At 66.1% G+C, this 14234-nt stretch carries 10 protein-coding genes; 6 read left to right on the forward strand and 4 right to left on the reverse strand.

From position 1 onward, the window contains the following. Positions 1–11 precede the first annotated feature (11 nt). From rluB to truB, 6 genes are all read left to right on the forward strand, one after another. A complete protein-coding gene (gene rluB, locus DVS29_RS07995; protein WP_118179891.1) occupies positions 12–1802 on the forward strand; it encodes a 23S rRNA pseudouridine(2605) synthase RluB in 1791 nt (596 codons plus the stop codon). Between the two features lie 601 nt (positions 1803–2403). Beyond that, positions 2404–2862 (forward strand): ribosome maturation factor RimP, encoded by a 459-nt coding sequence (rimP, locus tag DVS29_RS08000; protein ID WP_118179892.1) that lies wholly within the window; start codon positions 2404–2406, stop codon positions 2860–2862. After that, positions 2859–4334 carry a transcription termination factor NusA gene (gene nusA / locus DVS29_RS08005; protein WP_118179893.1) on the forward strand — a complete coding sequence of 492 codons (1476 nt, stop codon included), beginning with the start codon at positions 2859–2861 and terminating at the stop codon, positions 4332–4334. The genes rimP and nusA overlap by 4 nt, the downstream gene beginning before the upstream one ends. A gap of 101 nt (positions 4335–4435) precedes the next feature. Then, positions 4436–7360, forward strand: coding sequence for a translation initiation factor IF-2 (gene infB / locus DVS29_RS08010; protein WP_118179894.1), 2925 nt, complete (start codon positions 4436–4438; stop codon positions 7358–7360). A gap of 82 nt (positions 7361–7442) precedes the next feature. After that, positions 7443–7817: a 30S ribosome-binding factor RbfA gene (gene rbfA / locus DVS29_RS08015; protein WP_118179895.1), complete on the forward strand. Its 375-nt coding sequence runs from the start codon at positions 7443–7445 to the stop codon at positions 7815–7817. Positions 7818–7833: 16 nt separating this feature from the next. After that, entirely contained in the window at positions 7834–8781 is a 948-nt protein-coding gene (truB, locus tag DVS29_RS08020) for a tRNA pseudouridine(55) synthase TruB (RefSeq protein WP_118179896.1), read from the forward strand. Positions 8782–8858: 77 nt separating this feature from the next. Here the strand turns inward: truB and DVS29_RS08025 are convergent, their stop codons facing one another. The 4 genes from DVS29_RS08025 to DVS29_RS08040 form a co-directional block, all read right to left on the reverse strand. Continuing rightward, positions 8859–10421 carry a DHA2 family efflux MFS transporter permease subunit gene (locus DVS29_RS08025; protein ID WP_118179897.1) on the reverse strand — a complete coding sequence of 521 codons (1563 nt, stop codon included), beginning with the start codon at positions 10419–10421 and terminating at the stop codon, positions 8859–8861. Positions 10422–10457: 36 nt separating this feature from the next. Beyond that, complete coding sequence (locus DVS29_RS08030) at positions 10458–11681, reverse strand: EmrA/EmrK family multidrug efflux transporter periplasmic adaptor subunit (RefSeq protein WP_118179898.1); 1224 nt, start codon at positions 11679–11681, stop codon at positions 10458–10460. Positions 11682–11808: 127 nt separating this feature from the next. Continuing rightward, positions 11809–13395 carry an efflux transporter outer membrane subunit gene (locus tag DVS29_RS08035; protein WP_118179899.1) on the reverse strand — a complete coding sequence of 529 codons (1587 nt, stop codon included), beginning with the start codon at positions 13393–13395 and terminating at the stop codon, positions 11809–11811. 91 nt (positions 13396–13486) lie between these two features. Next, positions 13487–13966, reverse strand: coding sequence for a MarR family winged helix-turn-helix transcriptional regulator (locus DVS29_RS08040; protein WP_118179900.1), 480 nt, complete (start codon positions 13964–13966; stop codon positions 13487–13489). Positions 13967–14234: the final 268 nt, after the last annotated feature.

Consider the following 14234-nt stretch of genomic DNA (forward strand, 5'->3'; position numbering starts at 1 on the left):
TCGAGGTGGTTTTGACACATACCCACGACACCGATTCGTCCGACGCCGAACGCGCGTTGTCCGCCGCGACGGCTGACGAAAACCGCCATCAGCAGACCGCTGGCGGCGAGCGTCCAGCAACGGGCGCGGAAGGCGAAGGCGAGGAGCGGCCGCGCCGCGGCCTGCGCCGTGGCCCGCGCAGCCTGATCGCGCGGCGCCGCGCCAGCGCAAAGGCAAAGGAAGGCGATGGCACGCCGGCCGCCCAGCCGGGCGAGGGCGAAGTCGCGGCCGATGCGCCTGCCGAGGGCGCTTCCGCTGCACCGGCGCCCGCGCCGCGACCGGCGCGCAAGCAGGGCACCGCGAAGGGCCCGCGCCAGAACGCGAACCAGAACCGCGCCGCCGGCGGCAAGAAGCAGGGCGACAAGAGCAGCGGCCGCGGCAACGCGGCGCGCGCTGCGCAAGGCGGCGCACCGGCCGCGGAAGAGGCGCCGGACGACCTGTTCGCCTACGTGACGTCGCCGGCGTTCGACGCCGACAACAGCGCGGGCGGTGGCGTGCGCGCGCCGATGCTGCGCCGTGGCCGTCAGCAGCCGCAGAAGCGCGTGCTCGCGCCGGACGACGACGCGCCGAAGCTGCACAAGGTGCTCGCCGAGGCGGGCATGGGCTCGCGGCGCGAGATGGAAGAGCTGATTGTGGCCGGCCGCGTGTCGGTCAACGGCGAACCGGCGCACATCGGCCAGCGCATCATGCCGACCGACCAGGTGCGCATTAATGGCAAGCCGATCAAGCGCAAGCTGCCGGGCAAGCCGCCGCGCGTGCTGATCTATCACAAGCCGACGGGCGAGATCGTGAGCCACGCGGATCCCGAAGGCCGGCCGTCGGTGTTCGACAAGCTGCCGCCGATGAAGACCGCCAAATGGCTCGCAGTCGGCCGCCTCGACTTCAATACCGAGGGTCTGCTGATGCTGACCACGTCGGGTGACCTCGCGAACCGTTTCATGCACCCACGCTACAGCGTCGAGCGCGAGTATGCGGTGCGGGTGGTCGGCGAACTTGCCGAAGGCATGCGGCAGAAGCTGCTGCACGGCGTCGACCTCGAGGACGGCCCCGCAAGCTTCCTGCGCATCCGCGACGGCGGCGGCGAAGGCACGAATCACTGGTATCACGTCGCGCTGGCGGAAGGTCGCAATCGCGAGGTTCGCCGTATGTTCGAAGCGGTTGGCCTGATGGTGAGCCGCCTGATCCGCACGCGGCACGGCCCGATTTCACTGCCGCGCGGGCTGAAGCGCGGTCGCTGGGAGGAGCTCGAGGACAACCAGGTGCGCAGCCTGATGTCGTCGGTGGGACTGAAGGCGCCGACCGAGGAGAAGGGCGGTCGCAATGGTGCGCAGGAGCGCCGTCAGCCGGATCCGATGCAGACCTCGATGGGCTTCATCAACCGTGAGCCGGTGCTGATGTCGCATGGGCTCGGCGGCGGCCAGCAGCAGCGCGGCGGCCAGGGCCGTCGCGGCCCGCAGGCCGCGGGTGGTGGGTTCGGCACGGGCTTCGGCGGCGGCAACAGTAACCGCACTGGACACGGCGGCGGTCGCGCGGGCGGCGGTGAAGCGCGCGGCGGACGGCGCGGCGGCAGCGGTGGTGGCGGCGGCGATGTCGACGGCAATCGCGCCCCGGCGCCGCGGCGCGCGCGTGCTGCCGGTGGCGGCGATGCGAACGGTAACCGCGCGCCGGGCGGCGGCGGCAATCGCGCGCCGAAGGCGAACGCGAATGCCGGCAATCGCGGCAACGCGCGTGGCGCGCAACGCAACCGCAGCCGCGGACGCTAGACGCTACGGTTGCGCGCAAGCGTGAGCGCGCAACGATCGCGGTGCCGGCTTCGCGTGGATGCGACGCCGGCAATCGCGACTGGCGCTGTGCAGTGTGAGCGCCCGTGGTGCGCGGCCAAGGTTCGATATGTGCTGAACGTGCCGCCAGATGAGGCTTTGGACGCTTCGGTGGTTTGCGTTCAAGCCCGAAAAAGGCTACAATCTTGAAGTCGCTGGGCGTGCAGTTGCTGTGCCCGGGATCGACCACCGGCAATAAGATGATGGGCGTTTCGCCCATTTTTTTTTGTTCATTGGTTTTGCATCCGGGCCACGCATCCGCTGGTTGGGTGGCCGGAAAGCGAATAGCAAACAGGCGGAAAAAAGCGGCAAGTGGCCGATGTGCCTGAAGGATGCGGCACGCAGCATGCGCCTCGCGGGCACTGCACACGCTGGCTGGGTAACGCGGCACTGCGGCGGCACTGCGGCGGCACTGCGGTGGCACTGCTGGTCCGGAGCGAGTGTCCCGGGCCGCTCCGGCGAAAGCCCGGGTGCCGGATACCAGCGCAGCCATCGGCAGCGGTCGCGCAGGGCGCGCCGCGTGAACATCCTGGAGTGGGTAACGGTGCAACTGACAGAACTGATTGAAACCACAGTCACAGGTCTCGGGTACGAGCTCGTCGATCTCGAGCGTACCGGCCGCGGCATGCTGACCATCTTCATCGACCAGCCGGCCGGCATCGCCATCGAAGACTGCGAGAAGGTGACACGTCAGTTGCAGCACGTGCTCACGGTCGAGAACATCGACTACGAACGGCTCGAAGTATCGTCGCCTGGTCTCGACCGGCCGCTGAAGAAACTGGCGGACTTCGAACGCTTCGCCGGCAGCGAGGCGGTGATCACGTTGAAAAAGCCATTGGACGGTCGCAAGTCGTATCGGGGCATCGTGCATGCTCCGCAAGGCGAGACGATCGGTCTGGAATTTGAAGGAAAGGACGGCGCAGTGATGCTGGATTTCACGCTCGCAGATATCGACAAGGCACGCCTCGTCCCGAAAGTTGACTTTAGGAGCCGCAAACAATGAGTCGCGAAGTGTTGATGCTGGTGGATGCGCTGGCGCGCGAGAAGAACGTCGACAAGGACGTGGTTTTTGCCGCGCTCGAAGCGGCGCTCGCCTCAGCCTCCAAGAAACTCTTCGATGAAGATGCGGACATTCGCGTCCATATCGACCGCGAGAGCGGCGAGCATGAAACCTTCCGCCGCTGGAAGGTCGTGCCGGACGAAGCGGGGCTCCAGGAGCCGGACCAGGAAATCCTGTTGTTCGAGGCGCGCGAGCAGAAGGCCGACGCGCAGATCGACGACTTCATCGAAGAACCGGTGCCGTCGATCGAATTCGGCCGCATCGGTGCGCAGGCCGCGAAGCAGGTCATCCTGCAGCGCGTGCGCGACGCCGAGCGTGAGCAGATCCTCAACGACTTCCTCGAGCGCGGCGAAAGCATCATGACCGGCACGGTCAAGCGTCTCGACAAGGGCAACTTCATCGTCGAGTCGGGCCGCGTCGAAGCGCTGCTACGTCGTGACCAGTTGATCCCGAAGGAAAACCTGCGCGTTGGCGACCGCGTGCGCGCGTGGATCGGCAAGGTGGACCGCACGGCGCGCGGCCCGCAGATCGAGCTGTCGCGCACGGCGCCTGAATTCCTGATGAAGCTGTTCGAGATGGAAGTGCCCGAGATCGAGCAGGGTCTGCTCGAGATCAAGGCGGCGGCCCGCGACCCGGGCGTACGCGCGAAGATCGGCGTCGTCGCTTACGACAAGCGCATCGATCCGATCGGCACCTGCGTCGGCATTCGCGGTTCGCGCGTGCAGGCGGTCCGCAACGAGCTCGGTGGCGAAAACGTCGACATCGTGCTATGGTCGGAAGATCCCGCCCAGTTCGTGATCGGCGCGCTCGCGCCGGCAGCGGTCCAGTCGATCGTCGTCGATGAAGAGAAGCATTCGATGGACGTCGTCGTGGACGAAGGCGAACTGGCGGTCGCGATCGGCCGCAGTGGCCAGAACGTGCGTCTTGCCAGCGAACTCACCGGCTGGCAGATCAACATCATGACGCCGGACGAATCCGCGCAGAAGCAGAATCTGGAGCGCGGCGTACTGCGCGACCTGTTCATGGCGCGCCTCGATGTCGACGAGGAAGTCGCGGACATCCTGATCGACGAAGGTTTCACGAGCCTCGAAGAGATCGCGTACGTGCCGCTCAACGAAATGCTCGAGATCGAAGCGTTCGACGAGGACACCGTCCACGAACTGCGTAACCGCGCGCGCGATGCGTTGCTGACCATGGCGATCGCGAATGAAGAGAAGGTCGAGGGTGTCGCGCTCGACCTGAAGAGTCTCGACGGCATGGATGCCGACCTGCTCACGAAGCTTGCCGAACACCAGATCCAGACGCGCGACGAACTCGCGGAACTGGCGGTCGACGAGCTGACTGAAATGACGGGAATGGAAGACGATGCCGCGAAGGCATTGATCATGAAAGCACGTGAACACTGGTTCCAGTGACAGATGAGCCTGACGACCATGACCCACTGATCCATACGCGGCACTGGCCGCATGAACCGATGCTAACCGCAAGGAAACGCTCCTTGCATTAAGAGGAATGAATGGCGAGTAACAACGTAGCCCAATTTGCCGCGGAACTGAAAATGCCTGCTGGTGTGCTGCTCGAGCAGCTGCAGGCGGCTGGCGTGCAGAAAGCGAGCGAAGACGATGCCCTGTCCGAAACGGACAAGGCGCGCCTGCTCGACCACTTGCGCAAGGCCCACGGTTCGACCGATGCGGACAAGCGCAAGATCACGCTGACGCGCCGGCACACGTCGGAAATCAAGCAGTCCGACGCAACGGGCAAGGCTCGCACCATTCAGGTGGAGGTGCGCAAGAAGCGCACGTTCGTCCGTCGCGACGAAGCCACCGACGACGCATCGAATCATGCCGCCAACGCAGCAGAGACCGCGGACGATGCGGATCTGCAGCGCCGCGAGGAAGAAGCGCGCCGTGAAGCCGAGCTGCTCGAGAAGCAGGCGCTGGAGCTGAAGGAGCGCCAGGAACGCCTCGAGCGCGAAGAGTCCGAGCGCCGCGCCCGCGAGGAAGCGGCGGAAGCCGAACGCCGCCGCGCCGAAGAGGAAGCGGCGAAGAAGCGTACCGCTGCCGAGGCGGCCGCGCGCGAGCTCGCCGCGCAGGCGGTGGCGGCGGAATCGCAGTCGCGTGCCACGGAGCAGGAAGACGAGCAGCGCGCAGCGGCGGAACGTGCCGCGCAGCGCGAGGCCGCGAAGAAGGCGGAAGACGCTGCCCGCGAGGCATCGGAAAAGGCCAAGGCCGAACAGGCCGAGATCGCGCGCCGTCGTGCCGCTGCGGAAGCCGAAGCGCGCGCGATCCGCGAGATGATGAGCACGCCGCGCAAGGCCGTTCAGGCGAAGGCGCCGGAACCGGTCGCCGCGAAGCCGGCCGAGCCGCAGGCCGCGAAGGCCGCCGAAGCGAAGGGCACGCTGCACAAGCCGGCGCGTCCGGAAGGCCAGACGGCCACGCGTCCGGCGGCGAAGAAGCCGGCGGCGGCAGCGGCTCCGGCCGCGAATGCGCAGCCGTCGGCGGGTGCGCCGGGCGGCGATCGCAAGAAGCCGGGCGGCAAGGGCGGCTGGCAGGACGACGCAGCGAAGCGCCGCGGCATCAAGACGCGCGGCGACTCGAGCGGCGGCGTCGATCGCGGCTGGCGCGGCGGTCCGAAGGGCCGTGGCAAGCATCAGGACGCGACGAACTTCCAGGCGCCGTCCGAGCCGATCGTGCGTGAAGTGCACGTGCCGGAAACCATCACGGTTGCCGACCTCGCTCACAAGATGTCCGTGAAGGCATCGGAAGTGATCAAGGTCATGATGAAGCTCGGCCAGATGGTCACGATCAACCAGATGCTGGACCAGGAAACGGCGATGATCGTCGTCGAGGAACTGGGCCATCACGCGGTCGCGGCGAAGCTGGACGATCCGGAAGCGATGCTGGTCGAAGGCGAAGCGACGGATGCGGAAGCACTGCCGCGTCCGCCGGTCGTCACCGTCATGGGTCACGTCGACCACGGCAAGACGTCGCTGCTCGACTACATCCGTCGCGCGAAGGTTGCGGCGGGCGAGGCCGGCGGCATTACGCAGCACATCGGCGCGTATCACGTGGAAACGCCGCGCGGCGTGATCACGTTCCTCGATACGCCGGGTCACGAGGCGTTCACGGCCATGCGTGCGCGCGGCGCGAAAGCGACCGACATCGTGATTCTGGTGGTCGCGGCGGATGACGGCGTGATGCCGCAGACGAAGGAAGCGATCGCCCACGCGAAGGCGGGCGGCGTGCCGCTCGTGGTCGCGATCAACAAGATCGACAAGCCGGATGCGAATCCGGAGCGCGTGAAGCAGGAACTCGTCGCGGAAAGCGTCGTGCCGGAAGAGTACGGCGGCGAGTCGCCGTTTGTGCCGGTGTCGGCGAAGACCGGCGCAGGCATCGACGATCTGCTCGAAAACGTGCTGCTGCAGGCCGAAGTGCTGGAACTGACGGCACCGGTCGAAGCGCCGGCGAAGGGCCTCGTGATCGAAGCGAAGCTCGACAAGGGTAAGGGTCCGGTCGCAACCGTGCTCGTGCAGTCGGGTACGCTGAACCGCGGCGACGTCGTGCTCGCGGGCAGCGCCTACGGCCGCGTGCGTGCGATGCTCGACGAAACCGGCAAGCCGACCAAAACGGCGGGTCCGTCGATCCCGGTCGAAATCCAGGGTCTGTCGGAAGTGCCGGCCGCGGGCGAAGAAGTGATCGTGCTGCCGGACGAGCGCAAGGCGCGCGAAATCGCGCTGTTCCGTCAGGGCAAGTTCCGCGACGTCAAGCTCGCGAAGCAGCAGGCCGCGAAGCTCGAAACCATGCTCGAACAGATGGGCGAAGGCGAAGTGCAATACCTGCCGCTCATCGTCAAGGCGGACGTGCAGGGCTCGCAGGAAGCGCTGGTGCAGGCGCTCCTCAAGCTGTCCACCGACGAAGTGCGTGTGCAGATCGTGCACGGCGCGGTCGGCGCGATCAGCGAGTCGGACGTCAACCTGGCGACGGCATCGAAGGCGGTCATCATCGGCTTCAACACGCGTGCGGACGCTCAGGCGCGCAAGCTGGCGGAGACCAATGGCATCGACATCCGCTACTACAACATCATCTACGACGCAGTGGATGAGGTGAAGGCGGCGATGTCCGGCATGCTGGCACCGGAGAAGCGCGAGACGGTGACGGGCATGGTCGAGGTGCGCCAGGTGATCCGCGTGCCGAAGGTCGGTCTGATCGCGGGTTGTATGGTCACGGACGGCGTCGTGAAGCGTACGTCGTCGGTACGCGTGATCCGCAACAACGTGGTGATCCACACCGGCGAGCTCGATTCGCTCAAGCGCTTCAAGGACGACGTGAAGGAAGTGCGTCAGGGCTTCGAGTGCGGTATGTCGATCAAGAACTTCAGCGACATCGTCGAAGGCGACCAGTTCGAAGTGTTCGAAGTCACGGAAGTCGCGCGTACGCTGTAACGCGCGCATACGGGCTCACGGGCGGAGCGGGCGCTGGCCCGTCTCCGCCCTTTGTTTATGTGGGTGCCCACACGGATTCACCATGCCGAAAAAACGTACTACCCCCAATCGCAACGTACAGATCGCGGACCAGATCCAGCGCGATCTGTCCGAACTGGTGTCGCGCGAAGTCAAGGACCCGCGCATCGGTCTCGTCACGATCCAGAGCGTCGAGCTGACGCCGGACTACGCGCACGCGAAGGTCTACTTCACGACGCTGACGGGCGACCCGCAGCAAACGCAGACGGCGCTGAACCATGCGGCCGGCCATCTGCACAACCTGCTGTTCAAGCGTCTGCACATCCATACGGTGCCGACGCTGCATTTCCACTACGACAAGACGATCGAGAAAGCGGTCGAGATGTCGCGCCTGATCGACGAAGCCAACGCGAATCGCGCGAAGGACGACGAAGAATAGGCCGCTTCGCTTCACCATGACTGCACTCAAGCCACCCCAGCGCCCCCGCATTCCCCGCCGCGCGCTCGACGGCGTGCTGCTGCTCGACAAGCCCGTCGGTCTGTCGAGCAACGACGCATTGATCCGCGCAAAGCGCCTCTATCTCGCGAAGAAGGCCGGTCATACCGGCACGCTCGATCCGCTCGCGTCGGGTCTCCTGCCGCTGTGTTTCGGCGAAGCGACCAAGTTTTCGCAGGACCTGCTCGACGCCGACAAGACGTACGAAGCGACGATGCGCCTCGGCGTGCGCACCACCACCGGCGATGCCGAAGGCGAAGCGATCGACACGCGTGAAGTGCGCTGCGAAGAGGCCGACGTGCGCGCGGCGCTCACGCGCTTCACCGGCGAAATCGTGCAGGTGCCGCCGATGTATTCGGCGTTGAAGCGTGACGGCAAGCCACTGTACGAGTACGCGCGGGCAGGGCAGACGGTCGAACGCGAGGGCCGCACAGTGACGATCCACGCGCTCGAACTGATTGCGTGCGCTCTGCCGGACGCGACCTTTCGCGTTACGTGCAGCAAGGGCACTTACGTGCGCACGCTGGCCGAGGACATTGGCGAGGCGCTCGACTGCGGCGCGCATCTCGTCGCGTTGCGGCGCACCAGCGTCGGCGCGCTGACGCTCGGTCACGCGGTCACGCTCGATGCGCTGTCCGATGCGAGCGAAGCGCAGCGCGACGCATGGCTGCAACCGGTCGATGCGCTGCTGTCCACGTTTCCGCTGGTGCGGCTCGATGAAGAAGCCACACGACGCTTCCTGCATGGCCAGCGCTTGCCGCTGTCCGCGCTCGCGATCGGCAGCGACGCGCGCGATGCGGACCGCGTGCGCGTCTATGCGGGGGAAGGGCGGTTGCTGGGTGTGGCGCGAGTGGGAGCGGGCGTGTTGGCGCCCGAGCGGCTCGTGGTGAGCGCGGCTTCAGAGTAGTCGAAGCGCATCGACGCAAAACAAAAGGCGATGCCGCACGCAAGCGGCATCGCCTTTTTCAGTTTCAGTGCGCGTCTTCAATGCGCGGCCGATGCCGCTGCTGCCGAATCTCCGCCCGCGCGTTCGGGCTTCGTGATCCAGATCAGCGCGACCAGCGCGACGAAAATCCCCGCGGACACATAGAACAGGTCGTTCACGCCGAGCTGCGCCGCCTGTTGCGTGAGCATCGAATTGAAGAGTCCATGCGCCTGCTCCGGGCTCAGCCCGGCAGCCTGCATCTGCGCCATCTGCTGGTTGAACACCGGGCTGTACGCGTTCGCCACTTCGTTCAGCTGTGCGTGGTGCATGATCGTCCGATGGTCCCACGCCGTTTCGAAGATCGACGTGCCGATGCCGCCGCACATGATCCGCACGAAGTTCGACAGACCCGATGCGGCTGGAATCCGGTGCCCCGGCAGACCCGACAGCGTGATCGACACGAGCGGGATGAAGAAGCCCGCCATGCCGATGCCCTGGATCAGCGTCGGCAGCAGCAGCGAGCTCTCGTCGACGCCCGTCGTATAGCGCGAGCGCATCCAGAAGATCAGCGCGAAGATCAGGAACGACGCGGTCGCGATGTAGCGCGGATCGGTGTGCGGAAGCGCCTTGCCGGTGAGCGGCGACAGCAGGATCGCGAACAGACCCACCGGCGCCATCACGATGCCGGCCGCGGTCGCGGTGTAGCCGATGTCGGTCTGCAGCCACAGCGGCAGCAGCACGAGGTTGCCGAAATAGAGCCCGTAGCCGATCGACAGCGCCACCGTGCCGCCCGTGAAATTGCGCTTGCTGAAGAGCGACAGGTCGACCACCGGATGTTCGGCCGTCAGCTCCCACACGACGAAGAACGCGAACGCGATGATCGCGGTCAGCGCGAGCGCGACGACGGTCGTCGACGAGAACCAGTCGAGGTCCTTGCCCTTGTCGAGCATCACCTGCAGCGAACCCACCCAGGTGATCAGGAGCGCGAGCCCGACGCCGTCGATCGGATGCTTGCGGATCACGGAATCGCGGTTACGGAAGATCGCCCACGTCGCGATCGCCGACACGAAACCGACCGGGATGTTCACATAGAAGATCCACGGCCACGAGATGTTGTCCGAGATCCAGCCGCCGAGAATCGGGCCGGCGACCGGCGCGATCAGCGTGGTCATCGCCCACATCGACAGCGCCATCGGTGCCTTCGCGCGCGGATAGCTCGCGAGCAGCAGCGTCTGCGACAGCGGGATCATCGGACCCGCGACCGCGCCCTGCAGCACGCGCGACGCGAGCAGGAACGGCAGCGACGGCGCGAGGCCGCACATCCACGACGAGATCACGAACAGCACGATCGACGCCATGAAGAGCCGCACCTGGCCGATGCGGTCGGTGAGCCAGCCGGTCAGCGGCACCGAGATTGCGTTGGCGACCGCGAACGACGTGATCACCCACGTGCCCTGATCCGACGAGACGCCGAGGTCGCCCGAGATCGCCGGGATCGACACGTTCGCGATCGACGTGTCGAGCACGTTCATGAACACGGCGAGCGACACCGCGATGGTGCCGATCACCAGTTGCGCTCCCTGCAACGGCGGATGCGGATCGGGAGACTGAGCTTGAGCCATGTAGTCCTGAGTACGAATTGCGGTCAGCGACGCCGCTTACATCTGCTTCGAAGCCGCGTTCGCCGCCGATTTCTGCACGCCGCCGTTCTGGCCAGCGTTCTCGGCGATGATGCGGGCAATTTCCGCATCGGCGTCGTCGCCGTATTTCTGGAACACATTGGTCTCGTAGACGGTGTTGGACGCGTTGCCGAGCTGACCGCCGTTCTCGTCCTTCACGTCGACGTCGACCTGCATCGACAGGCCGATGCGCAGCGGGTGCTGCTCCAGTTCCTTCGGATCGAGAGCGATCCGCACCGGCAGGCGCTGCACGACCTTGATCCAGTTACCCGTCGCGTTCTGCGCGGGCAGCAGCGAGAACGCCGAGCCTGTGCCGGCCGAGAAGCCGATCACCTTGCCGTGATAGACGACCGACGAGCCGTAGACGTCCGCCGTCAGCGTGACCGGCTGGCCGATGCGCATGTGATTGAGCTGCACTTCCTTGAAGTTCGCGTCGATCCACAGCTGGTTGAGCGGCACGATCGCCATCAGCGGCGTGCCCGGCGACACGCGCTGGCCGACCTGCACCGAACGCTTCGCGACGTAGCCCGTGACCGGCGCCGGCAGCGTGTTGCGCGCGTTGTTCAGGTACGCGTCGCGGACCTTCGCGGCGGCGGCCTGCACGTTCGGATGGTTCGCGATCGTCGTGTTCGCGGTCAGCGCGCGGTTCGATGCGAGCTGCTGCTGGGCGGCGTCGAGCGCAGCCTGCGCGCTGCGCACCGCGTCGCGTGCGTGCGAGATTTCTTCCTGCGACACGGCGCCCGTCTGCGCGACCTGCATACGGCGCTTCAGGTCGTCCTGCGCGCGCGACAGATCGGCCTTGCGCACGTCGACCTGCGCCGAGTACTGGTTGTCGTCGGCGAACAGGCCGCGCACCTGGCGCACGGTCTGCGCGAGATTCGCCTCGGCCTGCTGTAGCGCGACGCGCGAGTCGGCCGGATCCAGCACGACGAGCGGATCGCCGGCGTTGACCGTCTGCGTGTCGTCGGCCTTCACCGCGATCACGGTGCCCGTCACCTGCGGCGTGATCTGCACGACGTTGCCGTTCACATACGCGTCGTCGGTGCTTTCATGAAAGCGCGCGACGAGGAAGTAGTACAGGCCATACGCGATCGCCGCGATCAGGATCACGACGACGAGCAGCGCCATCATCGCCTTGCGCTTGCTGTTGCTGGCCGGCTGCGGGGCGGGTGCCGGGTTGGCCGGTTGTTGGGGGGTGCTCATGAATGCGCTCCGTGTTCTCTGTTCTCTCAGACTCTTGTCGTCGATTCGGTCGGTTCGTCGCGGCGCCTTGCGTGTGGTTGCGGCGCCGGCGAACCGGCTTGCGGTCTTGCGTTAGTTCATCGGTCCGTCAGTCGGATGCCTGCTTCGCGATCGTCGTGGCGCCCGTCGCTGCGCTCGCGGCCGCGCTGCCCGATGCCTGCGCCGGTGTGTTCGCGCCCGCCGCACCGTTGCTGCCGACCGCCGGCGCGTCCGGGTCCGCGGGCACCGCGAGGTTCGCCGCATTCGCGTCGAAGCCGCCGCCGAGCGCCTTGATGAGACCGATTTGCATGCCGCGCCGGTTCATCTTCAGGTTCGTCACGGTCTGCTCCGCCGCGAGGCGGTTCTGGTCCGCGGTCAGCACCTGCAGCTGCGGCGACAGACCCGCCTTGTAACGGATCACGGCGAGCTGGTAGGCGCGCGTGGACGCGTCGAGCGCGCGCTGCGCGTCGCCCATCTGGTTGTCGATCGAGCGGATCGACGAGACCTGGGTTGCTACGTCGTTCAGCGCGCCGATCAGCGTCTGGTTGTAGTTCGCGACGTCCGCGTCGAAGTCGGCGTAGCGGCTCTTCAGTTGCGCGCGCAAAGCGCCCGCGTCGAAGATCGGCAGGTGGACCGCCGGGCCCGCCTGGATGTTACGGCTCGACGATGTCAGGAATTTGCCCCAGCCGAACGCATCGAAGCCGAAGCCGGCCGCGAGGTTGATGTCGGGGAAAAACTCGGCCTTCGCTTCCTTGATGTCGTGCGTCTCGGCTTCGACCTGCCAGCGCGCCGCGATCAGGTCCGGACGGCGCGATACGAGATCCGCCGGCAGGTTGTCGGGCAGCGCGACGGCGCCGCTCGGATTCAGCACCGGCTCCGCGATCTTGAGGCCGCGGTCCGGGCCCTTGCCGAGCAGCGCGGCGAGCTGGTAGCGGGTGGTCTCGATCTGCCCGTCGAGCTCGCTCAGGTTCGCCTGGCTCGTCGCGATGTTGCCGTTGGCCGTCTGCCGCTCGACGTTCGTATCGAGCCCCGCCACCACGCGGCCATTCGTGATCTGGCCGATGGTCTGGCGGTTCTTGATCTCGCGCTGGGCGATGTCGCGCAGCGCATACAGCTGCGCGAGCTGGTTGTACGTCTGCGCGACGGAGGCCGCGAGCGTCACGCGCGCCTGCTGCATGTCGGCTTCGGCGGCCTTCTCCTGCGACACGGCCTGGCCGAGACGCTGGCGGTTCTTGCCCCACAGGTCGAGGTCCCACGACGCGCTCGCGAGTGCGTTGTTCTCGCTATACCAGGTGCCGCCGTACGGAGGCGGGTAGAGCGCGTTCGACGAATACAGCTCGCGGGTCCACGAGTAGCTGCCGTTGACCTTCGGGTAGAGCGCCGACTTCGACGTCTCGATGTACGACGACGCCTTCGCGATGCGCGCCTGCGCCTGCGCGATCGTCGGGTTGCCTTCGAGCGCCTCCGCGATCAGCGCGGGCAGCTGCGGATCGCCGAACTGGTTCGCCCAGTCAAGCGACGGCCACTGGCCACCCTGCGCCGGCAGACTCTGCGCCGACTCGAACTGCGACGCCGGCGCGATCTGCTTGTCGCTCTTGATACCGGAATAGTTCGCGCATCCGGCGACCGCGAACGCCGCGATGATCGCGGCGGCGACGGACCGGCGGGAAGGCGCGGACAGGGAAAGGGATGTCATCGCTCGACTCTTGGAGAATGAGTGGAAGTGAGTTGGATACTGGTCATGGCAACTATTTTTGCGCCATGAGGCCGGCCGGTTGCGTGTCGCATCACATGGAACCCGGCTGCTCGCCGCTATTGACGAGCACCCGCCGCAGCATGCTTTTCAGGAACCCGACTTCCTCCGGCGTGAAGCCAGACAGCAGCCTGTCGGTCACGCTGGTGAAAATGGCCGGCATGCGCGCGGCAATCTGCTGGCCCTCCGGCGTGAGCGCGAGACGCACGGCGCGCCGGTCTTCGCTGCTGCGCACCCGGGTCAGCAGGCCGCGCTTTTCGAGCCGGTCGATCAGGCGTGTGATCGCGCTCGCGTCGATGCCGTACTCGCGGGCCAGTTCGGCCGCAAGCACGCACTTGCCGCTCGCCACCATGAACAGGATGCTGCCCTGCTGACTGGTGATGCCGAGCTCAGCCATCGAACGCTGCGTGACCATGTTCGACGCCATCGATTTCACCCGTGCGATCAGGTAACCGACGCTTTCGCCGAGCTGATACTCGCTGATTTCGGGTGGCGGCGTGTAAGACGGATCCATGGCGATTCTCATGCGACAGCAATGATTGACCAGGCAGGATTATAGGACGGGGTTAATTGACACGACAAGCGTTATTACAGCTTAGGCAAGGAATTCTTGCTTGCGGGCTCGCAATCCCGTAGTGCGAACAGGGATAATGCAGGGCTCCGAACGGGAGCGGAAGGTATTGACTCAGGGCAATCGCATTAGGAAGTCGTTTACTGGCGGACTTGGGCAGGTTAGTGGTTGTAAACAAAGGGCGAAGCGTCGTTTACTCTCGATTTTTGGG

It is taken from the genome of Paraburkholderia phosphatilytica, assembly GCF_003443895.1.
In the GTDB taxonomy this organism is placed as follows: Bacteria; Pseudomonadota; Gammaproteobacteria; order Burkholderiales; family Burkholderiaceae; genus Paraburkholderia; species Paraburkholderia phosphatilytica.